The organism is Bradyrhizobium xenonodulans (assembly GCF_027594865.1).
Taxonomy (GTDB): Bacteria; Pseudomonadota; Alphaproteobacteria; order Rhizobiales; family Xanthobacteraceae; genus Bradyrhizobium; species Bradyrhizobium xenonodulans.
In genome coordinates, this window is the sequence record NZ_CP089391.1 from 5,679,253 (window position 1) to 5,705,514 (window position 26,262).

The window sequence follows — 26,262 nt, forward strand, 5'->3', positions numbered from 1 at the left end:
AGCCGCGGCAGGTTCGTCTGTCTTACTTGCGCGAAGCGCAGGCGTACATGTTGATTTCCATGCCGACCGGCACTTCCACGATCTTCGGAGCTTTCCAGGCCATTCGGGGTCTCCCCAAGGTATTATTGAGCGCGACATCGCGCGGGGCAAAACCTAGGGCTGCCTCAAGCACAGCGCAAGCATCGAATCGAAGCACGAACACAGCGAACTGTCGCATCGCGCTTGCAAATTTCTCTCTCGGGCAAACCGCCTTCGCTCCCAGTCAAGCCGGCCTATTCTCACCGCAACAATCGCAGCAACGCGCGGCCGGCGCGGGAATTCAGCTCCTTCGCATCCAGCGTTCCGTCCTTGTCGGGATTCGCTGCGTTGAAGCGCTGCTCGACCACCGAGAGATATTCGTCGAGCGTGAGCGTCCCGTCGCGATCGGGATCGGCGGCGGCGAGTTCTTTCGCCGTTAACCGTCCGCGCAGTTCGCGCGCGTCGAGCGTGCCATCATGGTCCGGGTCGAGCTTTGCGAACAATGCAGCCGCCGCCTTCTTCACCTCGGCGAGATCGAGCGTGCCGTCATTGTCGGTGTCGAACATCTTGACGGCACTGCCGGATGCCGACCAGGCGGGGCCGGACAGCATTGCAATCGTGAGAGCAAGCGCAACAGAGCGACGTGAAATCATCTGGACCTCCTGATCAAGTCCCCGATTCGCGCGGGATCGAAACGAGATAAGTCTACAAGCGACCCCCGGTTCAAGTCCGGAATTGCAACCTGCGCACGCACAACCCCTGGAACGTGGCTGCCGACGAGAGCGGCCCAGGCCGGCACCACTTCATGCCGCGGAATTTTTTCAGCGTCTGCACACAAGTGGAAGCCGATTGTCAGGTTTCTGTCAGGTGACCGGCATCTGGCATCCAACAAATCGGCAACGCACTTGCGACTTTCGTATTGACGGGTTTTGCATTCGGGCGGAGTGTTGCAATCGCAGCGTCAAAAGGCGCGCATATTGGGAGGAACGGATGAAACGCTTTGCGATGGCCGCGAGCCTCGTCATATCCGCATGCTCGGTTGCGAGTGCACAGACGACCGAGCAGCTGGTGAAGGGCGCGACCGATACATCTAACGTTCTCAACTACGGGATGGGCTACAATCTGCAGCGCTTCTCGACGCTGAACCAGATCAACAAGGACACCGTCAAGAACCTCGTCCCGGTCTGGAATTACTCCTTCAACGACGATCGCAGCGAGGAATCGCAGCCGCTGGTCTACCAGGGCGTGATCTACGTGACCTCGCACAACGCGACCATGGCGGTCGATGCCAAGACCGGCAAGCAGATCTGGAAATCCAAGATCGAATATCCCGCCGAGACACCGCGCATCGTCTGCTGCGGCATCATCAATCGCGGCGCCGCGCTGTACGACGGCAAGGTGTTCCGCACCACTCTCGACGCCAACGTGATCGCGCTCGACGCCAAGGACGGCAAGGAGCTGTGGCGGCAGAAGGCGGCCGACATCAAGGAAGGCTATTCGATGACGGTGGCGCCGCTGGTTGCCGACGGTGTCGTCATCACCGGCATTTCCGGCGCCGAGTTCGGCACCCGCGGCTTCATCGACGGCTGGGATCCGGCGACGGGCAAGCATCTGTGGCGTACCCATTCGATCCCCTCGCCGGACGAGCCCGGCGGCGACACCTGGAAGGGCGACACCTGGAAGCTCGGAGGCGGCTCGACCTGGATCACGGGTTCGTATGACCCCGAGCTGAACACGGTCTATTGGGGCATCGGCAATCCCGGCCCGTTCAACTCGGCGGTGCGCCCCGGCGACAACCTCTACACCTGCTCCGTGCTGGCGATGGATCCCAAGTCCGGCAAGATCAAATGGCACTACCAGTTCTCGCCGAACAATCCGTTCGACTATGACAGCGTGGCCGAGATGGTCCTCGCCGACATGAACGTCGAGGGCAAGCCGACCAAGGTGCTGATGGACGCCAATCGCAACGGCTTCTTCTACGTGCTCGACCGCACCAACGGAAAGCTGCTCGCGGCCAATCCGTACGTGAAGGTGAATTGGGCCACCGGCATCGACATGAAGACGGGGAAGCCGATCGAGACCGACGTTTCCAAGGACGCGCGCGAGGGCAAGAAGGTCACGGTCTATCCGTCGATCCTCGGCGGCAAGAACTGGGAGCCGATGTCGTTCAATCCGCAGACCGGGCTCGCCTACGCCAACACGCTCGCCTTCGGCGGCCGGTACAAGACCGAGCCCGTCACCTTCAAGCAGGGTGAATGGTATCTCGGCATGGACCTGACCGACCTCTGGGAATGGGGTGACGGTCCGCGCGGTCACCTGAAGGCGATCGATCCCATGACCGGCAAGGCGAAATGGGAAGCACCGAGCGACATTCCGCGCTTCTCGGGTGTGCTGTCGACGGCAGGCGGCGTCGTGTTCTCAGGCGCGCTGACCGGCGAGTTCGAGGCCTTCGATGCCGACACCGGCAAGAAGCTCTGGCAGTTCCAGACCGGCTCGGGCATCGAGGGACAACCTGTGACCTGGCAGCAGGACGGCGTGCAGTACATTGCCGTGACGAGCGGCTATGGCGGCGTCTACTCGCTGTTCTCCGGCGACGAGCGGCTGGCCAAGGTGCCGCCCGGCGGCTCGCTGTGGGTCTTTGCAGTCAAGCAGTAACCACGGCGCGATGCTGAAGGACATATCTCACAAGACGGTGGCGATCCTCGCCACCGTCGCGGTGCTGACGGCCGCGCTTGCGGCGACCGTTCGTGCCGCGGACGACGCAACCGGCAATCCGCTTCAGGCGCAGATCGATCATGGCAAGTCGACCTATGCCGCAAAATGCTCGCACTGCCACGGCCCCAATCTGATGAACTCCGGCACCATCACGCCGGACCTGCGCGCCTTCCCCGACGACAAGACGCGCTTCGTCACCACGGTGAAGAACGGCAAGAACAACAAGATGCCGCCCTGGGCCGACATTCTCAACGACGACGAGATCGGGGAGCTCTGGGCTTTCATCTCGAGCCGGAGGAAGCCATGAGAACCTGGCTCGCCGCGTGGGGCGTCGCCGCCATCCTCGCGGCGGCCACGGCCGCGCGTGCGGCCGACGATCCCTTGAAAATCTGCCTCGACGAAGATCGGCCGCCGCTCTCGGTGCATCACAAGGGCAAGCCGGATGCCGGCTTCGACCTTCTGCTGGCGGAGGCGATCGCGGAACGGATGGGACGGCCGCTGAAGATCCAGTGGTTCGAGAGCAAGCTGGACGAGGATTCCAGCCCGCAACTCGAGGCCAATGCGCTGCTCTCCGACGGACGCTGCTCGCTGGTCGGCGGCTACGCGCTGACGACGGATTCCCTCGTCAAGCCCGGCCTGAAGACGGCGCGCCTGCCGGATTTTGCAGGTGCCACGCGCGACGACCGGCGCCGCCGCGTCGTGCTCGGCGTGCTCGCGCCGAGCCAGCCTTATGTTTACTCGCCGATGACGGTGGTGCTGGGGCCGAAAGCGCAGGGCCGCAAGATCGGCGGCATCGGCGATCTCGCCGGGCTTCGTCTCGCAATCGAGAGCGGCTCGCTGGGCGATGCCATCCTGATGACCTTCGACAAGGGACGCCTGATCGACAGCATCACCCATCTCGTCCCCGGCCGCGACGACCTCCTCGGCGCTCTTGCCCGAGGCGACCATGACGCGACGCTGATCGACCTCGGCCGCTTCGACGCCCACCGCGCCGCGCATCCCGACACGGCAATCACCGCCTCCGGCTACTACTATCCGATCGGTGCCAATCGCGGCTATGTCGGGCTCGCCAGCGATGGCGCGCTGATCGACGCGGTCAACAAAGCGCTGACGGAGCTTGCGGCCGAAGGCAAGATCGCGGAGTTCGGCAAGCAGGCCGGGCTCACCTATCTGCCACCGCGCGAGCCTGCGATCCTGGGCGATGTCTGGATGAAGATCATTCAGCGCTGAACGTTCGCCGCGAAGAGTGGCGTCACCTCATCCTCTGCTGTCATCGCCCGCCTTCGCGGGCGATGACAGCGAGCGCGCGGAGAATGCGTGCTACAATCCGTTCGCTGGCCTAGCAGAGCCCCTCCCCGTATGATGCCTGCGTTTCATTCGCCCATTTGGTGCCCTGTGAATTCCCCGACCTCCACCGCAAGCCTGCGCGATCTCCTCTCCCGCGAGATCAAATCCGCCGAGCTGCTGCGCGCGCTGATTGTCGTCGGGCCGATGGTCGTGGCCTACTTCATCTCGCGCGAGACGGCGCTGCTCAATCTCGGCCTGGTCGCGGTCTCGCTGCTCATTCCGGCGCTCAGGCTGCACCTGCCGCCAAAGATGATCGCGTGGCACTACCTCGCGATCCTCCTGACCTTCGCCGCGCTGTTCCTCGCGGCGCCGGTCAAGCCGCTGTTCGTTGCGCTGACGGCGCTCGCCGGCTTCCTTGCGGTGGCGGGAACGCGCTATGGCGAACATTTCCGCACGCTGGGCAATTGGGTGTTCATCCCCGCGGTCTATCTTGCCTGCGAGGTGCGGGAGGGCGTGAGCGCTTCGGAAGCGCTGCGTCACGCCGGTGTGATCATCGTCTCCTCTCCAATCGCACTGGCGCTCGTCTGCGCGATCCGGATCTACGACCAGCGGCGGCGCAGCCCCGCCGCGACCTCGTTCGGACCGCCTGCCGCCGAGTGGTTCTTGCCCGCGGCAGCGACCGCCATGGCGGTCTTCGCCGCGGCGGGCCTGGTCGAGATCCTCGACCTTGCGCAGGGGCAATGGGTGATGTGGTCAGCCGCAAGCGTCGTGGTCGGCGATCTCTCGGCGTCCACCGGCAAGCTGAAGCAGCGGGCGATCGGTGCCTTTATCGGCGTGCCGCTCGGTTTTCTCGCGGGCCTCGCCCTGCCGCAAAGCCGCGTCGGTTATGCCATCGCGGTTCTCGCGGCCACGCTCACGCTGATCTCGTTCTCCCGCTACATCGTCGGCTTCGGCCTGCGCTGCTTCTTCATTGCGCTCGCCGCATCCTTTGCCGGCGGCGCCAGTGGCATCGCAGAGGAGCGCATCGTCAACGTTCTGATCGGCGGCACCTTCGGCCTCATTGCAGTGGCGCTGACCGAAACCGTCTGGCTGCGGGTCATACGAAAGGTCCGATCGTCCGGATGACGCCCGAATGGGCAAAGCACGGCCTTTCGAATGCGCCAATCTGTCTCGCCTGCCGCCCATGGCAGCGCCAGCCTGATGCAGTACCTTCGGCCAAAATCCGGAGGGAATCATGTCCGCAAAGCTCGATCGCCGCCACTTCATCGCCGCCGGTGCCAGCGCACTCACGATGCCATTTGTTACGCGCGGCGCCTCGTCGCAAGGCACGTCGCAAGGCACTTGGCCATCGCGGCAGATCCGCATGATTTGCAGCTACCCGGCCGGCGGACAAACCGATCTGCTCGCGCGCGCCTATGGCGAATTCATCTCCAAGCAGATCGGCAAGACCGTCGTCGTCGAGAACAAGCCCGGCGCCTCCGGCGCGATCGGCACGGCGGAAGTCGCCCGCGCCGAGCCCGACGGCCACACCATGCTGTGCTCGATCTCGACCACCTTCATCATGAACCGGGTGGTGATGAAGAATCCCGGCTACAACATGGACAAGGACCTGACCCTCGTCAGCGTCATTCCGGGCGCCGGACTGCTGCTGGTCGCGAACCCCAGGACCGGCGTCAAGACGCTGGAGGATTTCGTCGCCTTCGCGCGCAAGAGCGGCAAGGTGAATTTCGGCACCTACAGTGCCGGCTCGGCCCCGCACATGACGATCCACGAGCTCAACAAGCAATACGGCCTCAACATCGAGCCGGTTCACTACCGCGGCGAGGCCCCGATGTGGACGGGGATGCTGGAAGGCACGCTCGATGCCGCGATGGGCAGCTACACGGCGGCGCAGTCGGTCCTGCAAAGCGACCGCGGCACCGTGTTCGCCGTGCACTCGAAGAAGGTCGACGCGATCCCGGCCATCAAGACCCTCCCCGAGCAAGGCGCGACGTCGAAATTCTTCACCGTGAGCGGCTTCTCCGGCTGGGCGGTGCCGAAGGCGACGCCGCAGCCGGTGGTCGACCGCCTGGCCGAGCTCTGCGTCGCCGCCAACAACGATCCGAAGGTGAAGGAGGTTCTCGCGACCTTCGTGCTCGAGCCGGCGATCGGCTTCAAGGAGACCAACGCGCTGTATCAGCGCGAGCTGCCGATCTGGATCGAGAGCGCAAAATCGCTCGGCCTCGAGCCGGCCTAAGCCTTCAGCCGGGCCGCGAGGTGCCGGTCATCTCGCGGCCCGGCGTCCGACCAAAGCCTAGTGTCGAGAAGCCGTTTTCCCGCTATGATTGCGCGCCGCTGCCGGAAGCCCTCACCGCCGGACGAGAAAGGCCGATCGCATGACACCGGATGCAGTCGCCGTCGCCGTTATGGTCATCCTGCTTTTTCCGATGGGTTATTTCACGCTGGCCTCGCCCGCCTTCCTGCTGGTGAAGCTCGACATCCAGCCCGTCGCCCAGCTCCTGCGCGGCATGTTCAATGCCCATTTTCTGGTGATGCGCGTTGCCGGCGTGATCGGAACGCTGGCTTTCCTGGTCGACGGTCGGCTGGTCGCCGCAATCGGCGTCGGCCTGCTTACTGCTCTGGCGATCGGCGGACGCCGCTGGTTCATGCGACGGATGGACGACCAGCTCAGCGCGACAGACGCGGGCGACACCGAGGCCCCGCGTCGGCTGCGCCGGCTGCATTGGAGCGGCATGCTGTGCAACGCGGTGCTGCTCGTCGCTCTCGTGACCAGCATTCCCTACGTCGCCATATCGGCCTGAGAGATATCGCGGCCGGCATCGGCTGCGGCGCGGCGTTCGGCTAATGCTCGCCCGAACTCGCGGCGCCCTGCTGCGCCTTGTGGATCGAGGACGGCACCACGCCAAAATATTTCCGGAACACCCGGCTGAAATGCGATGAGCTGGAGAAGCCCCAGGAGAACGCGACGTCGGTGATGGTCTTGCCGCCGTGCGCTTCGAGCTCCTGGCGGCAGTTCTGCAAGCGCGCCTGCCAGATGTAGTCGCTCACCGTGGTGCCGCGCTCGGAGAACAGCATGTGCAGATAGCGCTTGGAGCAGCCGAGCTCGGCTGAAATCTGGTCGATGCACAGATCCGGATCGCGCAGGTGCTCGCGGATGAAGAACTGCGCGCGCACATACATCGCCTCGGGCCCGACGCGATCGAACATCGTGTCGGCTTCGCGCAGCGGCAGCAGCAGCAGATCGATCAGCGAATCGGCGACACCGACCGCGCTGTTAGCCGACAGCTTGGCCGCCTCGTCGAAGGTGGCGTGGACGAAGTCGTGGGCGATCCGCCCCGTCCCCGTCTTCGCCGACAGCTTGCAGGCCGGCATCCGCTGCGACGGGAATCCGCGATCACGCAACAGCGCCTTCGGCACGATCACCACGTCGTGACGCGTGAAGGCGGGGCTGATGATCGAATGCGGGCAGGAGACGTCATAGGCGATGATGTCGCCCGGGTTCAACTCGATGTGGCGGCCTTCCTGCTCGAAATAGGACACGCCGTAGGTCTGGAAGTGGATCTTGATGTACGGATGCTCGTTGGCCTTGGCGCGCGCCAGCGTGTGCGCGATGCGATGCTGGCTCACTTCGATCTGGCAGAGCTTGAGGCGCGAAACGGAGGTGTAGTCGATGCGGCCCTCGAGCGAGGACGCCTCGAGCGGATCGACGTCGAAATGCCCGCACAGGCTCGTCAGCCCGTCGATCCAGCTCTGGATCTGACGCTTCGGCGTCAGCCCGGTCGTCGAGAGCGTGTGAATTGTGTCGGACATTAATCCAGCCACTGCCTTGATCCGGAGATTCGACGCGAATCGCGACCAGCGCTGCCGGAGCCCTCAGCCATGATTGCGTGACGTTTACCTCGAATTTGAGCGGTCTTTTGCAACGAGCGCCATCGTTCCATTGCCACCCTTGAAAGTTAATCCTCCGCCTTAGTTGCAGCGCCGTCAAGGGGAACCTGATCGTTGAACGCCGCGCGCGCGGGCGCCGAAGCCGCTGAATTCGCTACTGCAAAATCAAAATCTTCGCGTCCGTGCGCTGTCAAGCAAAGCGGCTTCTCTCTTGGGCAAGTTTCCCGATGACGAAGTCGTTAGGGATTGCGGCAGGAACAACAAGAACGGGCCGCTCCTGCACGTGGACCCGTAGCTCTCATCCGGAGGAGGAAACAGCACAGCATCGTTTCTGGTCCCAATCGTGACCGCCCTGCACGAGCAGACGCCGGACGAGAAGCCCGGTGATTAAGCAATGCTTCGGAAACAATAAACGATACCCAACGGAGGAATGACTATGCGCAAGGTGCTAATGGCGACCTATCTTGGCTCCGCGGCCGTGCTCGCCGTCGGCAGCGCGTCAGCCAATGACGAGCTGATCAAGATGTCGCAGAACCCGAAAGACTGGGTGATGCCAGCGGGCGACTACGCCAATACCCGCTATTCCAAGCTGAACCAGATCAACGCTCAAAACGTGGGCAAGCTGCAGGTCGCCTGGACCTTCTCCACCGGCGTGCTGCGCGGCCATGAGGGCGGCCCGCTGATCATCGGCAACATGATGTACGTCCACACGCCGTTCCCGAACAAGGTCTACGCTATTGACCTTTCGCAGGAGAACAAAATCGTCTGGAAGTACGAGCCGAAGCAGGATCCGAACGTCATCCCCGTGATGTGCTGCGATACGGTCAACCGCGGCCTGTCCTACGGCGACGGCAAGATCATCCTGCATCAGGCCGACACCAACCTCGTCGCGCTCGACGCCAAGACCGGCAAGGTCGAGTGGTCGGCGACGAACGGCAACCCCGCGAAGGGCGAGACCGGCACTTCGGCTGCACTGGTGGTCAAGGACAAGGTCCTGGTCGGCATCTCCGGCGGCGAGTTCGGCGTGCAGTGCCACGTCACTGCTTACGACCTCAAGACCGGCAAGCAGGCCTGGCGCGCCTTCTCCGAAGGTCCGGACGACCAGATCAAGGTCGACCCGGCCAAGACGACGGCGCTCGGCAAGCCGGTCGGAGCCGACTCCTCGCTGAAGACCTGGCAGGGCGATCAGTGGAAGATCGGCGGCGGCTGCACCTGGGGCTGGATGTCCTACGATCCCGCTCTGAACCTCGTCTATTACGGATCGGGCAACCCCTCGACCTGGAATCCGAAGCAGCGTCCCGGCGACAACAAATGGTCGATGACCATCTTCGCGCGCGACGCGGACACCGGCATGGCCAAGTGGGTCTACCAGATGACGCCCCACGACGAGTGGGACTATGACGGCGTCAACGAGATGATCCTGTCGGATCAGCAGATCAACGGCCAGCCTCGCAAGCTGCTGACCCATTTCGACCGTAACGGCCTCGCCTACACGATGGACCGTGAGAACGGCGAACTGCTGGTCGCCGAAAAGTACGATCCGAAGGTGAACTGGACCTCCGGCGTCGACATGGACAAGAACTCGGCGACCTATGGCCGTCCGAAGGTGCTCGACGCAGCGTCGACCGACAAGGCCGGCGAGGACCACAACGTGAAGGGCATCTGCCCGGCCGCGCTCGGCACCAAGGACGAGCAGCCGGCAGCCTACTCGCCGGACACGCAGCTGTTCTACGTCCCGACCAACCACGTCTGCATGGACTACGAGCCGTTCAAGGTGAGCTACACCGCGGGCCAGCCCTATGTGGGCGCGACGCTCTCGATGTATCCGCCGCAGGGTGAAACCCACATGGGTAATTTCATCGCCTGGGACGGCAAGACCGGCAAGATCGTCTGGTCGAACAAGGAGCAGTTCTCGGTCTGGTCGGGTGCGCTCGCAACGGCCGGCGGCGTGGTGTTCTACGGCACGCTCGAAGGCTACCTGAAGGCGGTCGACGCCAAGTCCGGCAAGGAGCTCTACAAGTTCAAGACTCCCTCCGGCATCATCGGCAACGTCACCACCTATGAGAACGGCGGCAAGCAGTACGTCGCAGTGCTCTCGGGCGTTGGTGGCTGGGCCGGCATCGGTCTCGCCGCAGGTCTGACCGATCCGACCGCCGGCCTCGGTGCAGTCGGTGGCTACGCAGCCCTCAGCAACTACACGGCACTCGGCGGTACGCTGACCGTGTTCTCGCTGCCGGCGAACTAGCCTCACCTCGTATCGCTCCGGCGCGTGGATCAACTCCACGCGCCGGCTCGTCTCCACCTGATGCCTACGAGGACAATCTCTTGCGTAAAATCTGCTCTGTCATTGCTGCGATGATCTTCGTTGCTTCGGGGGGAATTGCCGTTGCGGACGGCCCGGGCGACCCGACTGCTGTGAAGAAGGAAGACGACGGAAAGTGGCTCGATAAAGAAGGCACCCCGACCTACAAGATTTCGGCGGACGGCACCGTGGACTGGTTCACCTATTCCGGATACCGGCGCTATCACTCCGACTGCCACGTCTGCCATGGCCCCGACGGCATGGGATCCACCTACGCACCGGCGTTGAAGGACTCGGTCAAGACCATGAGCTATGGCGACTTCCTCGGCGTCGTCGCCTCCGGCCGCAAGAACATTTCGACCGCGCAGGAGAACGTCATGCCTGCCTTCGGCGACAACCCCAACGTCGCCTGTTACATGGACGATCTTTACGTCTATCTCCGCGCCCGCTCCGACGAGGCGTGGGGCCGGCAGCGCCCCTCCAAGAAGGAGGAGAAGAATGAGGCCTATACCAAGGCGGAAGACGCCTGCATGGGCAAGAAATGAACGTTGCGGAGACTGCCGAGACTACCTCTTGGCGTCTTGCGAGAATTTGAGGAGTTACCGATGAAGACACGTGCCGCCGTCGCTTTCGAAGCCAAGAAACCACTCGAGATCGTCGAGCTCGACCTGGAAGGACCGAAGGCTGGCGAAGTCCTGGTCGAGATCAAGGCGACGGGCATCTGCCACACCGACGCCTACACGCTCGACGGCTTCGACAGCGAGGGAATCTTCCCGTCGATCCTCGGTCATGAGGGCGCCGGCATCATCCGCGAGATCGGTCCCGGCGTGACCTCCGTGAAGCCCGGAGATCACGTCATTCCGCTCTACACGCCGGAATGCCGGCAGTGCAAAAGCTGCCTGAGCCAGAAGACCAATCTGTGCACGGCCATCCGCGCCACGCAGGGCAAGGGCGTGATGCCCGACGGCACCAGCCGCTTCTCCTACAAGGGCAAGCCGGTCTACCACTATATGGGCTGCTCGACGTTCTCGAACTTCACCGTGCTGCCGGAGATCGCGGTCGCCAAGATCCGCGAGGACGCGCCGTTCGACAAGAGCTGCTACATCGGCTGCGGCGTCACCACCGGCGTCGGCGCCGTCGTCAACACCGCGAAGGTCACGCCGGGCTCCAACGTGGTCGTGTTCGGCCTCGGCGGCATCGGCCTCAACGTGATCCAGGGCGCCAAGATGGCCGGTGCCGACAAGATCATCGGCGTCGACATCAACGACGCCAAGGAAGATTGGGGCCGCCGGTTCGGCATGACCGAGTTCGTCAATCCCAAGAAGATTACCGGCGACATCGTCCAGCATCTCGTCGGCCTCACCGACGGCGGCGCCGACTACACTTTCGACTGCACCGGCAACACCACCGTGATGCGCCAGGCGCTGGAAGCCTGCCATCGCGGCTGGGGCACCTCGATCATCATCGGCGTTGCCGAATCCGGCAAGGAGATCGCCACCCGCCCGTTCCAGCTCGTCACCGGCCGCAACTGGCGCGGAACGGCCTTCGGCGGTGCGCGCGGCCGTACCGACGTGCCCAAAATCGTCGACTGGTACATGAACGGAAAGATCCAGATCGATCCGATGATCACCCACGTGCTCAAGCTCGAGGAGATCAACAAGGGTTTTGACCTCATGCACGAGGGCAAATCCATCCGTTCAGTCGTCGTGTTCTAGCCCGAAAGTGTCACCCCCAAGGAGGATCGACCCATGACTGTTGCACTCCATCCCTCGATCGATAACGGCATCAAGCAAGGCAGCGGCAGCTTCGCCGGCGGCACGCTGGCCTGCAAATGCAAGGACCACCCGGTCAAGGTCGGCATCAAGGGCGACGTCGCCCACAACCACGCCTGCGGCTGCACCAAGTGCTGGAAGCCGCAGGGCGCGAACTTCTCTGTCGTCGCCGTGGTGCCGCGCCAGAACGTCACCGTGCTCGAGAACGGCGACAAGCTCCAGGTCGTCGACCCCTCCGCAGTGATCCAGCGCCACGCCTGCAAGGCCTGCGGCACGCACATGTACGGCCGCATCGAGAACAAGGGCCATCCGTTCTACGGCCTCGACTTCATCCATCCCGAGCTGTTCCAGGAGCAGGGCTCGCAGGCACCGCAATTCGCCGCCTTCGTCTCTTCCGTGATCGAGTCGGGCGTGAAGCCCGAGCAGATGGCGGGCATCCGTTCGCGGCTGAAGGAAATCGGGCTCGAGCCCTATGACTGCCTGTCGCCGGCGCTGATGGACGCGATTGCGACCCATGTGGCGAAAGCCAAAGCCGCCTAGGCAAGGCCGACTGACTTCGCCGTGCCCCGTCCGCTCGCTGGCCCCGACCAGCGCCAGCGAGCCGGACGGGTCCGGTCCCGGAATAATCGCGGCGATGCCGCCGCCGCTGTACCCTGCGTATGAGGGCCATGAGCTCCTCAGTCCTGGTCTCTGAATGACTGCGCAGTGCCGCCCGCTTCCCTCTTGAAGTCCGCGCCTCTGCGTTTCTCCCTCCCTCGACTGAGGCATCCTGCTTCGTCCGCGCAGTTCTTCTGCCGGACGAAGCTTTTTTTTGCGCCGCGCCCGTTTCGGGAGGCGCGCGAGCGTGATGCCGCGCCCTGCTTTTGACAAACCATCGATGCAATCTTTTCCCGCCGAAGAGAGCTGACCAAGAACACTTGGCTGTGAACACCGAACCGCTGCGACCTCTGCTAGGATCGCGGCGTCACGATGCCGCGCGAATTCAATTAATCAAGAATAAGACGGGAGGTATCGAGCACATCCGGACATCACGATTCGCATTCCTGCTTCCTGCCGGGATCTGCCCGCGCAGGAGAACCGGCCGGAATGGCGACACGACACAACGGACCATTGCGCCGATCTCGGTTGGCCATGTTGAAATCGACATGCTTATGAAGAGCGAGGGACCATCATGATCAAGGTGAAGATCAACGGCCAGGAACAGAGCTGGGACGGCGACCCGGATCTCCCGCTACTCTGGTTCCTGCGTGACGAGGCCGGACTGACCGGCACCAAATACGGCTGCGGCCAGGCCCTGTGCGGCGCCTGTACCGTCCTCGTCGACAAGGAGGCCGTGCGCGCCTGCGTCACGTCGGTCAACGATGTCGCCGGGCGCGAGATCACCACGATCGAGGGGCTGCATCCGAATGGCGATCATCCGGTGCAGAAGGCCTGGCGTCAGGTCAACGTGCCCCAATGCGGCTTCTGCCAGGCCGGCCAGATCATGCAGGCGGCCGCGCTCCTGATGGAGAACCCGAAACCGTCGCACGACCAGATCCGCGAGGCGATGGCCGGCAACATCTGCCGCTGCGGCTGCTACCAGCGCATCGAGAATGCAGTCCATCTCGCATCGACGGGAGTGTGACATGAATTTCATCGAGAATCCGGCGAAGCTTCGTGGCTTCGAAAAGCACATCAAGGTCGAGAAGGTCTCGCGCCGCAGCATCCTCAAGGGGCTCGGCATCACCGGCGGGTTCGTGCTCGCCGCCCCCGTGATGTCGCGCCAGGCGCTTGCCTACGAGACCGGTGCCGGCAAGATGCCGCACGGCGTCGTGGTCGATCCGCGCGTCTTCGTTTCGGTCGCCCCGGACGGCATCGTCACGATCGTCGGGCACCGTTCCGAGATGGGCACTGGCGTGCGCACCAGCCTGCCGCTGATCGTGGCCGAGGAAATGGAAGCCGACTGGTCCAAGGTGAAGGTAGCGCAGGCCCATGGCGACGAGGTCAAGTTCGGCAACCAGGACACCGACGGCTCGCGCAGCACGCGGCATTATCTGATCCCGATGCGCCAGATCGGCGCCTCCGCCCGCACCATGCTGGAGCAGGCCGCCGCCAAGCGCTGGGGCGTGCCCGCGACCGAGGTCAAGGCCGTCAATCACGAGGTCGTCCATAGCGCGACCAGCCGCAAGCTTGGCTTCGGCGAGCTCGCAGCCGACGCCGCCAAGGAATCGGTCCCGAGCATCGAAGGCCTCAAGCTGAAGGACCCCAAGGACTTCCGCTATCTCGGCAAGGGCCAGGTCGGCATCGTCGACCTCCACGACATCACCACCGGCAAGGCGCGTTACGGCGCCGACGTGCGCCTGCCCGGGATGAAGTATGCCGTGATCGCGCGTCCGCCGGTGACCGGCGGCAAGCTGGTCTCGTTCGATCCGGAAGCCGCACTGAAGGTTCCCGGCGTCGACAAGGTGATGCAGGTGCGCGGCTGGCCGTGGCCGTCGAAATTCCAGCCGCTCGGCGGCGTTGCCGTGATCGCGCGCAACACCGGTGCGGCGATCAAGGGCCGCGATGCGCTGAAGCTGGTCTGGGACGACGGCGACAACGGCAAATACGACTCGATCGCCTATCGCAAGGAGCTCGAGGAGGCCTCGCGCAAGCCCGGTCTCGTCCTGCGCAAGGAAGGCGATGCGGACGTCGCCCTGAAGGGCGCCGACAAGGTCGTCGTCGGCGAATACTACGTCCCCCATCTGGCGCATGTCAGCATGGAGCCGCCGGTGGCGGTGGCCGACGTCAAGGGCGACAAGGCCGAGATCTGGGCGCCGGTGCAGAGCCCGGGCGGCACGCGCGAGGACGTCGCCAAGACGCTCGGAATTCCCGAGGGCAACGTCACGGTCAACGTCACGCTGCTCGGCGGCGGTTTCGGCCGCAAGTCGAAATGCGACTTCGCGCTCGAGGCCGCGCTGCTGTCGAAGGAGCTCGGAGCGCCCGTGAAGGTGCAGTGGACGCGGGAGGACGACATCCACAACGGCTTCCTGCACACCGTCTCCGTCGAGCGGATCGAGGCCGGCCTCGACAAGAGCGGCAAGGTGATCGCCTGGCGCCACCGCAGCGTGGCGCCAAGCATCGCCTCGACGTTTGCGGCCGGAACCGTGCATCAGGCTCCATTCGAGATCGGGATGGGTCTGGTCGACATGCCGTTCGAGATCGCGAACATCAGTTGCGAGAATCCGGAAGCGGCCGCGCACACCCGCATCGGCTGGTTCCGCTCGGTCTCCAACATCCCGCGCGCCTTCGCGGTGCAGTCGATGGTCGGAGAGATCGCACAGGCGACCGGCCGCGACCAGAAGGACATGCTGCTCGAGCTGATCGGCTCGCCCCGCATCGTCAAGCCGACGGTGAAGGACCTCTGGAACTATGGCGAGCCCTATGACAGCTACCCGATCGACACCGCGCGCCTGCGCAAGGTGGTCGAGCTGGTCGCCGAGAAGGGCGAGTGGGGCCGCAAGGTGCCCAAGGGCCACGGCATCGGCATCGCCGTGCACCGCAGCTTCGTCAGCTACATCGCGACGATCGTCGAGGTCGCCGTCGACGAGAAGGGCAAGCTTACGGTACCGCGGGTCGACACCGCGATCGACTGCGGCACCTATGTCAACCCCGAGCGAATCGCCTCGCAGATCGAGGGCGCGGCGATCATGGGGCTGAGCCTCGCCAAATACGGCGAGATCAGCTTCAAGGACGGCAAGGTGCAGCAGAAGAACTTCGACGACTTCCAGGTCATCAGGATGGACGAGTCTCCCGTGGTGACCAATGTCTACATCGTGCCCCCCGGTCCCGACACACCGCCGAGCGGCGTCGGCGAGCCCGGTGTTCCGCCGTTCGCGCCGGCGCTGATCAACGCGATCTTCGCGGCGACGGGAAAACGCATCCGCTCGCTGCCGATCGGCAAGCAATTGGAGGCGTAAAGCGCTGCAACAAGAGGAAGCGCAATAGAAGTCTATCGCGCTTGGGAACACAAGGCGACCTCGCGCCGTTTGCATCGATCTGACAGGAGCAGATCGATGACCAACATCTCAAAAGCGCTCGCAGTCTCGTTGCTGTCGAGCGCTTTTCTTTTGACCACCGCTGGCGCGTTCGGCCAGAGCAACACGACGCCGCCGACTTCCGCGACGCGTCCCACCACGCCGGACCAGAACTCGCTGCCCAACGCCAATGCCCCGCCCGCCTCAACCACCCAGACCACCGGGCAGACCAACACCGATCCGAAGGTTCAGGAGATGAACCAGAAGGAGAAGGACAAAGTGGACAGGCAGGGGAAGTAGTTGCTGCCGCTTTGCATCGTCACCCCCATCGCGCACGGCAAAATGCGGCGGACGTTGCCGTCCGCCGCATTTGCCCCCTGACGCTCCGCTTCTTCGATCCGCCCGCGGAGCTTATTTCTTCAGCGCGAACACCCAGATGACGCCGCCCTGCGGCACGTTGGACTCGATGCCGATATTGTTGGTCACGAGAGCATCCTGGATGCGCTGTGCATCAACGCCCCAGCCTGACTGGATCGCGATGTATTGCGTACCGTCGATCTCATAGGACGAAGGCATGCCCATGATGCCGGAGTTGGTCTTCTGCTCCCACAACAGCTCGCCGGTCTTGGCGTTGAAGGCGCGGAAGTTGCGGTCGTTGGTGCCGCCGACGAAGACTAGATCGCCTGCGGTCGCCGTCACCGAGCCGAACAGCTGCGACTTCGGGAAGTTGTGCTGCCACACCTTCTTTCCAGTCGCCGGATCCCAGGCCTGGAGCTCGCCGAAATGATCCGCTCCCGGCTTGGTCTTCAGGCCGATGTCCTCGGGCTTGGTGCCGAGCCAGAGTTCGCCGGGCTTGAGCGGGAGCTTCTCGCCGGTGAAGCCGCCGCAGAAATTCTCATTGGCGGGCACGTAGACGAGGCCGGTCTTCTGGCTGTAGGCCGCCGAGGGCCAGTCCTTGCCGCCCCACAGCGAGGGGCAGAACTCCACGCGCTTGCCGACCACCGGCTTGTGCGCGGGATCGACGATCGGCTTCCCGCTCTCGGGTTCGATGCCCTTCCAGACGTCGGTGGAAACGAACGGCCAGCCGGCGACATAGTTGATCTTGGTCGGCGTGCGCTCGAGCACCCAGAAGATCGCGTCGCGGCCGGGATGGATCAGGCTCTTGATGCTGCGGCCGTCACGTTGCAGATCGACCAGCATCGGCGCGTCGACTTCGTCCCAGTCCCAGGAATCGTTCTGGTGATATTGGTGATGGGTCTTGATCTTGCCATTGCTGGGATCGAGCGCGAGCACCGACGAGGTGTAGAGATTGTCGCCGGGGTGCATCTCGCCGGGCCACGGCGCAGCATTGCCGACGCCCCAATAGATCGTCTTGGTGTCCTTGTCGTAATTGCCGGTCATCCAGGCCGAGCCGCCGCCGTTTTTCCAGTCGTCGCCCTGCCAGGTGTCGTGACCGGGCTCGCCCTCGCCGGGAATGGTGTAGGTCCGCCACAGCTCCTTGCCGTCCTTGGCATCGAAGGCGGCAACGTAGCCGCGCACGCCGAACTCGCCGCCGGAGCCGCCGACGATGACCTTGCCCTCGACGACCAGAGGCATCAGGGTCATGTATTGCCCCTTCTTGTAGTCCTGCACCTTGGTGTCCCACACCACCTTGCCGGTCTTGGCGTCGAGCGCGACGACGTGGTCGTCGGTGGTGGCGAGATAGAGCTTGTCCTCCCAGAGGCCGACGCCGCGGCTGGTCGGATGCAGTTGGAACAGATCGTCGGGGAGCTGCCGCTTGTAACGCCAGTATTCGTCGCCGGTCTTGGCATTCAGTGCGATCACCTGCCCCATCGGGGTCGCCACGAACATCACGCCGTTGTTGACGATCGGCGGCGCCTCGTGGCCTTCGACCACGCCGGTGGCGAAGGTCCAGACCGGCGTGAGATTCTTCACGTTCGAGGTGTTGATCTGGTCAAGCGGGCTGTAGCCCTGCCCGTCATAGGTGCGCCGATAGAGCATCCAGTTGCTCGGTTCCGGATTTTCCAGGCGCTGCTGGGTGACCGGAGCATAGTTCTCGATCGGCCCGGCGATTGCGGCGTTCGCGGCAAGACACGTGAAGGCAACGAAGCCGGACAGGTACCATTGCTTCCTGGTCATCGACATTTTCATGGACGTTCCCCTTTTTCATCCGTCTGAATTCTTGTTTTGAATTTTTGTCTTTTGAATTCTAGTCGTTGGTCCCGTCGTCCGCCCCGCGGCGGATGCGGCCTCTCGTGACGCGGGCGCTTTCCCGCACCGTCCATCATCCTGGCTGCACGCCACCTACCTTTCCGATGAAGTTGCCGGCGACGCTGAGCGAGGTGTCAGCGAGCTCGAGCGGCAGGGCCGCGAGCCGTCGCGGCGCCGGCCCGAACACGACCTGCGCGCCCACGCGGGGATCGTATTCGGAGTTGTGGCACATGCACTTGAACACGTCCTTGTCGCCGACATCGCTCTTGACCCAGGCGGTGACGGGACAGCCCGCATGCGAGCAGATCGCCGAATAGGCGATGATGCCGTCGACGGCGCGCGCGCGGGTTTTCTCGTCGAGTTCGGCGGGATCGAGCCGGATGATCAGGATCTCGTTGAGGCGTGAGGCGTTGCGCACGACCGATGTCTTGGGATCTTTCGGCCAGGCATGCACCGGCGGCCCACCGGGCGGGACATCGGCGGCCGTGATGAGCTTTCCTTCCCGGTCACCCTCGGAGAAGACCAGCAGGTCGCCCTTCTGTGGCCGCTCGTCGGAGCCGGGCGGATCTTCACCCGCACGCGCCGGCGTGGAACAACCAAGGCAAGCGGTGGTGGCGAGCGCACCAAGCAGCAGCGTGCGCCGCGTCTGCTCCGGGCCTGCGTCAACTTCAGGTTCCGCAGAACTCTCGGACGATGAGGAATTGTTATTGAGCGATGCGCACGACATGCACGCTAGCAGGCGCTGGAACTCTGCCGAAAACAAGGCGGAGAATTGGCGCCGCAATGCATCAATATGGCTTTGCTCGCGTAGATTGCGCGCAACTGAGTGCATTCCCGCGCATATTGGCGATTGCAACGTCACATCGCGCGATCGGCATGATGATTTTGCAGATCAGACTGACGATGTTGGAATTGGTGCGGCGCGCTCGGCCTCGGCAATCGTTGTCAGGACCTGAGCACGTGTCGCGGCGCAGCGATGCACCCGGCGATGGTTGCCGATGCCATCTCAAAACTGTCGGCGATGCGACGCGCCCTGTCGATGAAAAGGCTAGCCGCCGGCGGCGGGCAGACTTCGCGCGCGGTTTGCTCGAACAGGTCGAGCCAGCGGTCAAAGTGATTGCCGACCAGGCTCAGCGGCATATGCGCCCGCATCGGCGAGCCATGATAGCGGCCGCTCATCAGCACGACCGACGACCAGAAATCCCTAAGCTTGGCGAGATGCTCGTCCCAATTCTGCACGACTGCGAACACCGGCCCGAGCAGCGCGTCCTCGCGCACGCGTCCGTAGAAGCGGGTGACGAGCTCCCCGATCATCTCCTCTGTAATCCCGGTGCGCTCGATCGCGTCCTGGGTCAGCAGGTTCCGCCGCGCGGCCGCCGCCTCGCGCTCGGCCTTCAGTCGATCCGACATGTCCTTCGTTATCCGCTTTCGTTGTTCCCGCGGGCCGCTCGTCCGACATTGTCGGGCCAATTGCGCGCGGCGTCTTTGTCGCAGCGCAAATTGCGGGAATCGGCGGCGGGTGTTGAACGCCCGCCGTCGCGCTTGATCAGGCGCCGTAAGTGTAAAAGCCCTGCCCGGTCTTGCGGCCGAGATGGCCGGCATCGACCATTTCCTTGAGCAAGGGGGCCGGACGGTATTTGGGGTCGTTGAAGCCTTTGTAAAAGACCTCCATCACCGAAAGCATGGTGTCGAGCCCAACGAGATCGGCCAGCGCCAGCGGCCCGATCGGATGGTTGCAGCCGAGCTTCATGCCGGCGTCGATCTCTTCCGCGGTCGCAATCCCTTCCTGGAGCGCGAAGATCGCCTCGTTGATCATCGGGCACAGGATCCTGTTGACGGCGAAGCCTGGGCTGTTCTTGGCGGTGATCGCGACCTTGCCGACGCGCTGGGCGAAATCGAGCGCCTTGGCGTGGGTGTCGTCCGAGGTCTGCAAGCCGCGGATGAGCTCCAGCAGCGCCATCACCGGCACCGGGTTGAAGAAGTGCATGCCGATGAAGCGGTCGGGACGGTCGGTCGCGGCGGCGAGCTTGGTGATCGAGATCGAGGAGGTGTTGGTCGCGACCAGCGTGCGCGGCGACAGCGTCGCGCAGAGGTCCTTCAGGATCTTGACCTTGAGCTCCTCGTTCTCGGTCGCGGCCTCGATGACGAGGTCGCAATCCGACAGCTTGGCGCGGTCGGTCGTGCCGGTGATGCGCTTGAGCGTGGCCTCGCGATCGGCTGCCGACATCTTCTCCTTCTTGACCAGGCGCTCGAGGCTGCCGCCGACGGTGGAGATCCCGCGGTTCACCGCCGCATCGGAAATGTCGACCATCACGACCGACAGCCCGGCCGCCGCGCAGATCTGCGCGATGCCGTTCCCCATGGTCCCTGCCCCGATGATGCCAACGGTCTGGATCATTGCCTCGAATCCTTCATCCTTGCGGCCCGTGCCCTGGCGGCCCCGTCCCATTGTTCCTGTATCAGGGTCTAGCACCGCCCACCGGCAGGTGCGACCTGATCCTGCCCTTTCCTTAAAGCATCCGAGCCGGGAATAAAGCCGCCATTCGGTCGCGAAACGGCATGATTTGACGCTTCTTTTGGCGGTTTGCCCCGAATTGGCACTTGCTCCCGCCCCTGCGCCTCGCAGCGGAGAGATGGCTGCCGCTCGGCTCGCTTCGGCCCCCGACCTAATCCGATCGGACGATGCGGGGCTCACCAACGGCGTAGTGTAATCGATTCGCAATGGCCAGCGCGAATGCTTCGCGACGCTGTTGTGACATAGGCCACATCGGCTTCGCGCCCCACCTGTTAGCGTCGTGCACATGAACAAACATATGGTACTGCCAATTGTCCTCACCGCTCTGCTCGTCGCCACGCCAAGCCTGGCCGCCGAGACCAAGGGAGCCGGCTCAACCTTCGTTTCGCCCGTGATGGCGAAATGGATCGACGCGTACAAAATGAAGACCGGCAACACCGTCAGCTATCAGGCGGTCGGCTCGAGCATCGGCGTCGGCCTGATCAGGAAAGAAGCAGTCGACTTCGGCGCAAGCGACATGCCGCTCGACCCGAAGGAGCTGGACAGGCTCGGCATGATGCAATTCCCGATCGTGATCGGTGGCGTCGTGCCGGTGGTCAATATCGACGGCGTCAAGCCCGGCCAAATCCGCTTCACGGGACAGGTGCTCGCGGACATCTATCTCGGCAAGCTGAAATCCTGGAACGATCCGGCCATTCGTGCCGTCAACCCCGACATCAGGCTGCCGAACACGCCGATCACGGTGGTCCATCGCGTCGACGGCTCGGGGACGACGTTCAACTGGTCGAATTACCTCTCCAAGGTCAGCCCGCAGTGGAAGACGAATGTCGGCGAAGGCACCTCGGTCGAGTGGCCGCTTGGGCTTGGCGGCAAGGGCAATGACGGCGTCGCCTCGCTCGTCAGTCTCGTTCCAGGCTCCATCGGCTATCTCGAATACACCTACGCGCTGCAACGGCTCGACAGGATTTCCTTCGGCCTCGTGCAGAACAGCGCCGGCAATTTTGTCGTCCCCGACGCGGCATCGTTCCAGGCGGCGGCCTCGAGCGCAGACTGGAAGGCGGAGAAGGATTTCCATCTCGTGCTCACCGACGCGCCCGGCGAAAACGCCTATCCGATCACGGCCACGACCTTCGTGCTGATGCCGAAGATGCCGAAATCTCAGGAACGGTCGGCGGCCGCCATCGACTTCGTCCGCTGGTCGCTGGAGAACGGCAAGCCGCAAGCCGAGACGCTCAACTACGTTCCGCTGCCGCCCGCCCTGATCGACCAGATCGAACGCTACTGGCAACAGAGCATTGGGGCAACCTCGACGGTCTCGGCGTCGGCCAACGTCAAGCGCTGAACTGCGACGCCCGAGCATCACATCGAGATTGGGGCCAACCCCAATCTCGATTGACAGGGCTCCATTATTTCAATAATCGTTGAAATATGGAAAAGACGGACGCCGTCGCGGCGCTCGCCGCGCTCGCACAGGACAATCGCCTCGACGTCTTCCGCCTGCTGGTGCAGGCCGGCCCCGAAGGCCTGACTGCCGGCGCGGTGGCCGAAGCGCTGGATCTCGCCCCCAACACGCTGACCTTCCACTTCGACCGGCTGCGGATGGCCGGGCTCGCGACCGTCCGGCGCGAGGGGCGCTCGATGATCTATGCGGCGCGGTTCGAGACCATGAACGCGCTGGTCGGTTTCCTGACCGAAAACTGCTGCGGCGGAGCATCATGCGCTCCGGCCGGACCTTCGAAGCCCGCGCGGAAGCGCAGTCAAGCGCCAGCCTGAAAGGACCGACCATGAAGCGCCTGCACGTTCACGTGTCCGTCGAGGATCTCTCCCATTCCATCGGGTTCTACTCGGCCTTGTTCGCCAGCCAACCGTCAGTCGTGAAATCCGACTATGCCAAATGGATGCTGGAAGACCCCCGCGTGAATTTTGCGATCTCGACGCGTGGCCGCGCGGTCGGCCTCGATCATCTCGGCATCCAGGTCGAGACCGGCGATGAGCTGCAAGAGGTTTATGCCCGATTGCGCCAGGCCGGCGGCAGCGTCATCGAACAGGGGCAGACCACCTGCTGCTATGCGACGTCGGAGAAATCCTGGATCGACGATCCGGCCGGCATCGCCTGGGAAACCTTCCACACCACGGGCGAGAGCACCAATTACGGCGACGGCAGCGGCGAGAATACGGCGCGGGTTGCTCATGAGAAGCAGGAGACCCAGTCGGCCTGCTGCACACCGCAGACGGCGCCAGCGGTCTCGCGGGCCTGCTGCTGAGCACGAGGACTTCCGCCATGGACGCGATCATCTATCACAATCCCGATTGCGGCACGTCGCGCAACACGCTTGCGATGATCCGGAACACCGGCATCGAGCCGCACGTGATCGAATATCTGAAGACGCCGCCATCGCGGGCGTTGTTGCAGCAGCTCATCGCACGCATGGGGATCTCGGTGCGCGAGGCGGTGCGCGAAAAGGCGGCGCCTTATGCGGAGCTCGGGCTCGACGACCCGGCGCTGGCGGACGATCAGCTGCTCGATGCGATGATGGCACATCCGATCCTGATCAACAGGCCGATCGTGGTCACTCCGAAAGGCGTCAAGCTCTGCCGTCCTTCCGAGCTCGTGCTCGATCTGCTGCCGGCACGGCAGGGCGAATTCGTCAAGGAAGACGGTGAGCGCATCACGCTGGATCGCGGCACCTGATGCCAAGCCTTGCACAGCGCGCCTTCGCGGAGTGGCTTGGAACGGCGTTCCTGCTTGCCGCCGTCGTCGGCTCAGGGATCATGGCCGAGAAGCTCTGCGGCGGAAACGTCGCGCTCGCGTTGCTGTGCAATACGATCGCCACGGGTGCCATCCTCGTGGTGTTGATCCTGATGTTCGCTCCGATATCGGGAGCCCACTTCAATCCGGTCGTGACGCTGGCATTCGCCTTGCGCGGCGAAATCGCATGGACGGATGCTGCGGCCTACCTCGCGGCTCAGATCGCTGGCGCAATCGCAGGCGTTGCAGTCGCACACGTGATGTTCGAGCTGTCGGTCCTCCAGCTTTCGCCCACGGAACGCGCTGGTGCCGGACAATGGCTTGCCGAGGCCGTGGCCACCTTTGGTCTGCTGTCCGCCATCCTTGGCGTCGGGTCTCGCACACCCACCGCCGTTCCTTATGCCGTCGGCCTCTATATCACCTCGGCGTATTGGTTCACGTCGTCCACCTCGTTCGCCAATCCCGCGGTCACCATCGCCCGCTCACTGTCCGATACATTCGCGGGTATCGCCCCTCACGGCATCCCCGCCTTCATCGCCGCTCAGGTCGTTGGGGCCGGTCTTGCCGTTCTGCTCGGACGCTGGCTTTGGGGCGGAGCCACCGAAGTGCGAAGCGCGGCGCAGATCACGCCCCAGAGTCCTGCATAACGCGGCACCGACGTTCATTTTCCGGATGAATCGCGTTTTCAAATTCCTCCTGCTGGGTATTCTGTCGTCGAACAAGACTCGCTGGGACCAGTCCGTGAAGCGATTGCGAAGGCTCGACGTCGACGATCCCGAGGCATTCTGCCCGGCGCAACAGCGTCGGGCCGGATGAACGATTTCGCTCGATCCATTGGCGCCGCCTTCGCGCTGATCGGCGAAGCCGATTCCGAGCTGCTCGGCATCGTCACCCTGTCGGTGCGCGTCAGCCTGACCGCGAGCATCGTCGCGCTCGTGATCGGCGCGCCGTTCGGGGCCTTGCTTGCGATCACCCGCTTCCGCGGGCGGCAGGTCATCATCGTGCTGACCAATGCACTGCTCGGCCTTCCGCCGGTGGTGGTCGGGCTCGCGCTTTATCTGCTGCTGTCGCGGTCCGGCCCGCTCGGGGCGGCCGGCCTGCTGTTCACGCCGGCGGCCATGGTGATCGCGCAGACGCTGCTCGCGACGCCGATCGTGGTGGCGCTGGTGCACCGGCCGGCGAGCCTGCTGTGGGCGGAGTATGGCGACCTCGCGCGGATCGACGGACTATCGACGCTGCGCAGCATCGGACTCTTGTTCGCGCTCGGCCGAACCTCGCTGCTGACGGCCTTTCTCGCGGCGTTCGGGCGCGCCATCGCCGAGGTCGGCGCCATCATCATCGTCGGCGGCAACATCCGCGGTTTTACCCGCACGATGACGACCGCGATCGCGCTGGAGACCAGCAAGGGAGACCTGCCGCTGGCGCTCGGGCTCGGACTGATCCTGCTCGCGCTCAGCGTCGCGGTGTCGACCGTCGCCTTCCTGCTAGTGGGACGCGTTGGGGAAAAATAGCTGCTCGCCGCCGACCTTGTAGCCGGCGATCGCATCCTGCCCCTTCGGCGAGACCAGCCAGTCGATGAAGGCCTGGCCATCCTTCGCCTTCACGTTCGAATGCGTGGCCGGATTCACCAGCATGACGCCGTACTGATTGAACAGCCGCTTGTCGCCCTCGGTCAGGATGGCGAGCTCGCCGCGGTTCTTGAACGACAGCCAGGTGCCGCGGTCCGACAGCAGATAGGCGTTCGACGACGAGGCCATGTTCAGCGCCGGGCCCATGCCCTGGCCGATTTCGCGATACCAGTTGTCGTTGCCGGCAGCGATGTCGACGCCCGCCTCCTTCCATAATCTCAGCTCCGCCGCATGCGTGCCGGATTTGTCGCCGCGCGAGATGAATGGCGCCTTTACCGCCGCGATCTTGCGCAGCGCATCCGCGACGTCCTTGCCGCCGGCGATCTTCGCGGGGTCGCTTCTGGGGCCGACGATGACGAAGTCGTTGTACATCACGTCGAAGCGCTTCTCGCCCTGCCCTTCCGACATGAACTTGTCTTCGGCGGCCCTGTCATGGACGAACACCACGTCGGCATCGCCGCGGCGCCCGATGTCGAGCGCCTGGCCGGTGCCTACGGCCACGACCTTCACCGCGATGCCCTCGGCCTTCGAGAACAAAGGCAGCAGGTAACCGAACAGGCCCGACTGTTCCGTCGATGTCGTCGAGGCCACGGTGATGGCGCGTTCTTGCGCGTATGCGCACGTCGACCAGGCCAGAACCGCTGCGATGGCCGCAAGCTTCCTCATTGCGTCGTCCTCGTATTCGATGTCGGGTGTTCCAAATTACCTCGGGCGAACGATGCAGGGAACCCCGACGATCTGTGCACCCGCTCGTGCCGCTGGTTAGGAACGTCATCTTCATCGGTCGGTTGTCACGACGGTGAACTCCGAGGAGAATGCGATGAAGAAGATCATCCTGGCATCCGCCTGCGTCATGGCGCTGGCAACCGTTGGCGCTTTCGCGCAGACGCAACCCGCCCCGGGAGCTTCCGGTCAGGGCGATGTCGGTCAATCCTCGCGTGGTCCCGCGACCAAAGGCATGACGACCGGCAAGTCGTCGAACATGCAGAACGAAGCCGGCAGCAGCAAGGGCACGCAGCCACCGAGCGCCGGCGGCAGCAATACGAATAACATGGGCAGCCAGGCTGGCGGCGGCGCGGGCTCCGGCAAGTAGGCTGGAAGATCGAAAATCCTGGGAGGGGGCAGCCGTTTCTTCCCGCGCGTAGCCGGGCGGGAGATGGATGCGTGGATGTTCTGCAATTG

At 63.9% G+C, this 26,262-nt stretch carries 28 protein-coding genes; 20 read left to right on the forward strand and 8 right to left on the reverse strand.

What is annotated here, in order from left to right; genetic code table 11:
• Positions 1–22 precede the first annotated feature (22 nt).
• Both pqqA and lanM read right to left on the reverse strand, forming a co-directional pair.
• Positions 23–103 carry a pyrroloquinoline quinone precursor peptide PqqA gene (gene pqqA / locus I3J27_RS27080; RefSeq protein ID WP_008562446.1) on the reverse strand — a complete coding sequence of 27 codons (81 nt, stop codon included), beginning with the start codon at positions 101–103 and terminating at the stop codon, positions 23–25.
• A gap of 175 nt (positions 104–278) precedes the next feature.
• Positions 279–671 carry a lanmodulin LanM gene (lanM, locus tag I3J27_RS27085; RefSeq protein ID WP_270161944.1) on the reverse strand — a complete coding sequence of 131 codons (393 nt, stop codon included), beginning with the start codon at positions 669–671 and terminating at the stop codon, positions 279–281.
• 337 nt (positions 672–1,008) lie between these two features.
• Here lanM and I3J27_RS27090 point away from each other — a divergent pair, with 337 nt between their 5' ends.
• From I3J27_RS27090 to I3J27_RS27115, 6 genes are all read left to right on the forward strand, one after another.
• Positions 1,009–2,673 carry a methanol/ethanol family PQQ-dependent dehydrogenase gene (locus I3J27_RS27090; protein WP_270161945.1) on the forward strand — a complete coding sequence of 555 codons (1,665 nt, stop codon included), beginning with the start codon at positions 1,009–1,011 and terminating at the stop codon, positions 2,671–2,673.
• 10 nt (positions 2,674–2,683) lie between these two features.
• A complete protein-coding gene (locus I3J27_RS27095; protein ID WP_270161946.1) occupies positions 2,684–3,040 on the forward strand; it encodes a c-type cytochrome in 357 nt (118 codons plus the stop codon).
• Complete coding sequence (locus I3J27_RS27100) at positions 3,037–3,963, forward strand: substrate-binding periplasmic protein (protein ID WP_270161947.1); 927 nt, start codon at positions 3,037–3,039, stop codon at positions 3,961–3,963. The genes I3J27_RS27095 and I3J27_RS27100 overlap by 4 nt, the downstream gene beginning before the upstream one ends.
• A 165-nt stretch (positions 3,964–4,128) precedes the next feature.
• Positions 4,129–5,145, forward strand: a complete 1,017-nt coding sequence (locus I3J27_RS27105) for an FUSC family protein (RefSeq protein WP_270161948.1) — start codon at positions 4,129–4,131, stop codon at positions 5,143–5,145.
• Between the two features lie 109 nt (positions 5,146–5,254).
• On the forward strand, positions 5,255–6,256 hold the full coding sequence (locus I3J27_RS27110; protein ID WP_270161949.1) for a Bug family tripartite tricarboxylate transporter substrate binding protein: 1,002 nt from the start codon (positions 5,255–5,257) through the stop codon (positions 6,254–6,256).
• A gap of 139 nt (positions 6,257–6,395) precedes the next feature.
• Positions 6,396–6,821, forward strand: a complete 426-nt coding sequence (locus tag I3J27_RS27115) for a hypothetical protein (RefSeq protein WP_270161950.1) — start codon at positions 6,396–6,398, stop codon at positions 6,819–6,821.
• Positions 6,822–6,861: 40 nt separating this feature from the next.
• Here I3J27_RS27115 and I3J27_RS27120 read toward each other — a convergent pair whose 3' ends face one another.
• Entirely contained in the window at positions 6,862–7,830 is a 969-nt protein-coding gene (locus tag I3J27_RS27120) for a helix-turn-helix domain-containing protein (RefSeq protein WP_270161951.1), read from the reverse strand.
• A 514-nt stretch (positions 7,831–8,344) separates the two neighbouring features.
• On the opposite strand from I3J27_RS27120, the gene xoxF5 reads away from it, so the two are divergent.
• From xoxF5 to I3J27_RS27155, 7 genes are all read left to right on the forward strand, one after another.
• Positions 8,345–10,153, forward strand: a complete 1,809-nt coding sequence (xoxF5, locus tag I3J27_RS27125) for a lanthanide-dependent methanol dehydrogenase XoxF5 (protein WP_270161952.1) — start codon at positions 8,345–8,347, stop codon at positions 10,151–10,153.
• A 110-nt stretch (positions 10,154–10,263) separates the two neighbouring features.
• On the forward strand, positions 10,264–10,755 hold the full coding sequence (locus I3J27_RS27130) for a c-type cytochrome, methanol metabolism-related (RefSeq protein ID WP_270172894.1): 492 nt from the start codon (positions 10,264–10,266) through the stop codon (positions 10,753–10,755).
• A 60-nt stretch (positions 10,756–10,815) separates the two neighbouring features.
• A complete protein-coding gene (locus tag I3J27_RS27135; protein WP_247525620.1) occupies positions 10,816–11,925 on the forward strand; it encodes an S-(hydroxymethyl)glutathione dehydrogenase/class III alcohol dehydrogenase in 1,110 nt (369 codons plus the stop codon).
• A 33-nt stretch (positions 11,926–11,958) separates the two neighbouring features.
• The gene (gene gfa / locus I3J27_RS27140) at positions 11,959–12,522 is read left to right on the forward strand and encodes an S-(hydroxymethyl)glutathione synthase (RefSeq protein ID WP_270161953.1); all 564 of its coding nucleotides are present in this window, start codon (positions 11,959–11,961) and stop codon (positions 12,520–12,522) included.
• A 631-nt stretch (positions 12,523–13,153) separates the two neighbouring features.
• Complete coding sequence (locus I3J27_RS27145; protein ID WP_270161954.1) at positions 13,154–13,606, forward strand: (2Fe-2S)-binding protein; 453 nt, start codon at positions 13,154–13,156, stop codon at positions 13,604–13,606.
• A gap of 1 nt (position 13,607) precedes the next feature.
• On the forward strand, positions 13,608–15,920 hold the full coding sequence (locus I3J27_RS27150) for a xanthine dehydrogenase family protein molybdopterin-binding subunit (RefSeq protein WP_270161955.1): 2,313 nt from the start codon (positions 13,608–13,610) through the stop codon (positions 15,918–15,920).
• Positions 15,921–16,016: 96 nt separating this feature from the next.
• The gene (locus I3J27_RS27155; RefSeq protein ID WP_270161956.1) at positions 16,017–16,277 is read left to right on the forward strand and encodes a hypothetical protein; all 261 of its coding nucleotides are present in this window, start codon (positions 16,017–16,019) and stop codon (positions 16,275–16,277) included.
• A 111-nt stretch (positions 16,278–16,388) separates the two neighbouring features.
• Here I3J27_RS27155 and I3J27_RS27160 read toward each other — a convergent pair whose 3' ends face one another.
• From I3J27_RS27160 to I3J27_RS27175, 4 genes are all read right to left on the reverse strand, one after another.
• Positions 16,389–18,116, reverse strand: a complete 1,728-nt coding sequence (locus tag I3J27_RS27160) for a methanol/ethanol family PQQ-dependent dehydrogenase (RefSeq protein ID WP_270172895.1) — start codon at positions 18,114–18,116, stop codon at positions 16,389–16,391.
• 145 nt (positions 18,117–18,261) lie between these two features.
• Positions 18,262–18,915, reverse strand: coding sequence for a QcrA and Rieske domain-containing protein (locus I3J27_RS27165; RefSeq protein WP_270172896.1), 654 nt, complete (start codon positions 18,913–18,915; stop codon positions 18,262–18,264).
• A 218-nt stretch (positions 18,916–19,133) separates the two neighbouring features.
• Entirely contained in the window at positions 19,134–19,598 is a 465-nt protein-coding gene (locus tag I3J27_RS27170; RefSeq protein WP_270161957.1) for a group III truncated hemoglobin, read from the reverse strand.
• Positions 19,599–19,734: 136 nt separating this feature from the next.
• Positions 19,735–20,586, reverse strand: coding sequence for a 3-hydroxybutyryl-CoA dehydrogenase (locus tag I3J27_RS27175; RefSeq protein ID WP_270161958.1), 852 nt, complete (start codon positions 20,584–20,586; stop codon positions 19,735–19,737).
• Between the two features lie 403 nt (positions 20,587–20,989).
• Between I3J27_RS27175 and pstS the strand changes: the two genes are divergently transcribed.
• The 6 genes from pstS to I3J27_RS27205 all read left to right on the forward strand — a co-directional run bounded on the left by pstS (position 20,990) and on the right by I3J27_RS27205 (position 24,963).
• Positions 20,990–22,045 (forward strand): phosphate ABC transporter substrate-binding protein PstS, encoded by a 1,056-nt coding sequence (gene pstS / locus I3J27_RS27180; protein WP_270161959.1) that lies wholly within the window; start codon positions 20,990–20,992, stop codon positions 22,043–22,045.
• 86 nt (positions 22,046–22,131) lie between these two features.
• Complete coding sequence (locus I3J27_RS27185) at positions 22,132–22,476, forward strand: ArsR/SmtB family transcription factor (protein ID WP_270161960.1); 345 nt, start codon at positions 22,132–22,134, stop codon at positions 22,474–22,476.
• An 11-nt stretch (positions 22,477–22,487) separates the two neighbouring features.
• A complete protein-coding gene (locus I3J27_RS27190; protein ID WP_270161961.1) occupies positions 22,488–22,967 on the forward strand; it encodes an ArsI/CadI family heavy metal resistance metalloenzyme in 480 nt (159 codons plus the stop codon).
• A 17-nt stretch (positions 22,968–22,984) separates the two neighbouring features.
• Complete coding sequence (gene arsC, locus I3J27_RS27195) at positions 22,985–23,395, forward strand: arsenate reductase (glutaredoxin) (RefSeq protein WP_270161962.1); 411 nt, start codon at positions 22,985–22,987, stop codon at positions 23,393–23,395.
• Entirely contained in the window at positions 23,395–24,099 is a 705-nt protein-coding gene (locus I3J27_RS27200; protein WP_270161963.1) for an aquaporin, read from the forward strand. The genes arsC and I3J27_RS27200 overlap by 1 nt, the downstream gene beginning before the upstream one ends.
• A gap of 165 nt (positions 24,100–24,264) precedes the next feature.
• Positions 24,265–24,963, forward strand: a complete 699-nt coding sequence (locus tag I3J27_RS27205) for an ABC transporter permease (RefSeq protein WP_270161964.1) — start codon at positions 24,265–24,267, stop codon at positions 24,961–24,963.
• On the opposite strand, the gene I3J27_RS27210 is transcribed toward I3J27_RS27205, so the two are convergent.
• Positions 24,937–25,746, reverse strand: coding sequence for an ABC transporter substrate-binding protein (locus I3J27_RS27210; RefSeq protein ID WP_270161965.1), 810 nt, complete (start codon positions 25,744–25,746; stop codon positions 24,937–24,939). The two genes, I3J27_RS27205 and I3J27_RS27210, sit on opposite strands and share 27 nt — an antisense overlap.
• A 154-nt stretch (positions 25,747–25,900) precedes the next feature.
• Between I3J27_RS27210 and I3J27_RS27215 the strand changes: the two genes are divergently transcribed.
• Entirely contained in the window at positions 25,901–26,173 is a 273-nt protein-coding gene (locus I3J27_RS27215; protein WP_270161966.1) for a hypothetical protein, read from the forward strand.
• The last annotated feature ends 89 nt before the right edge of the window (positions 26,174–26,262 follow it).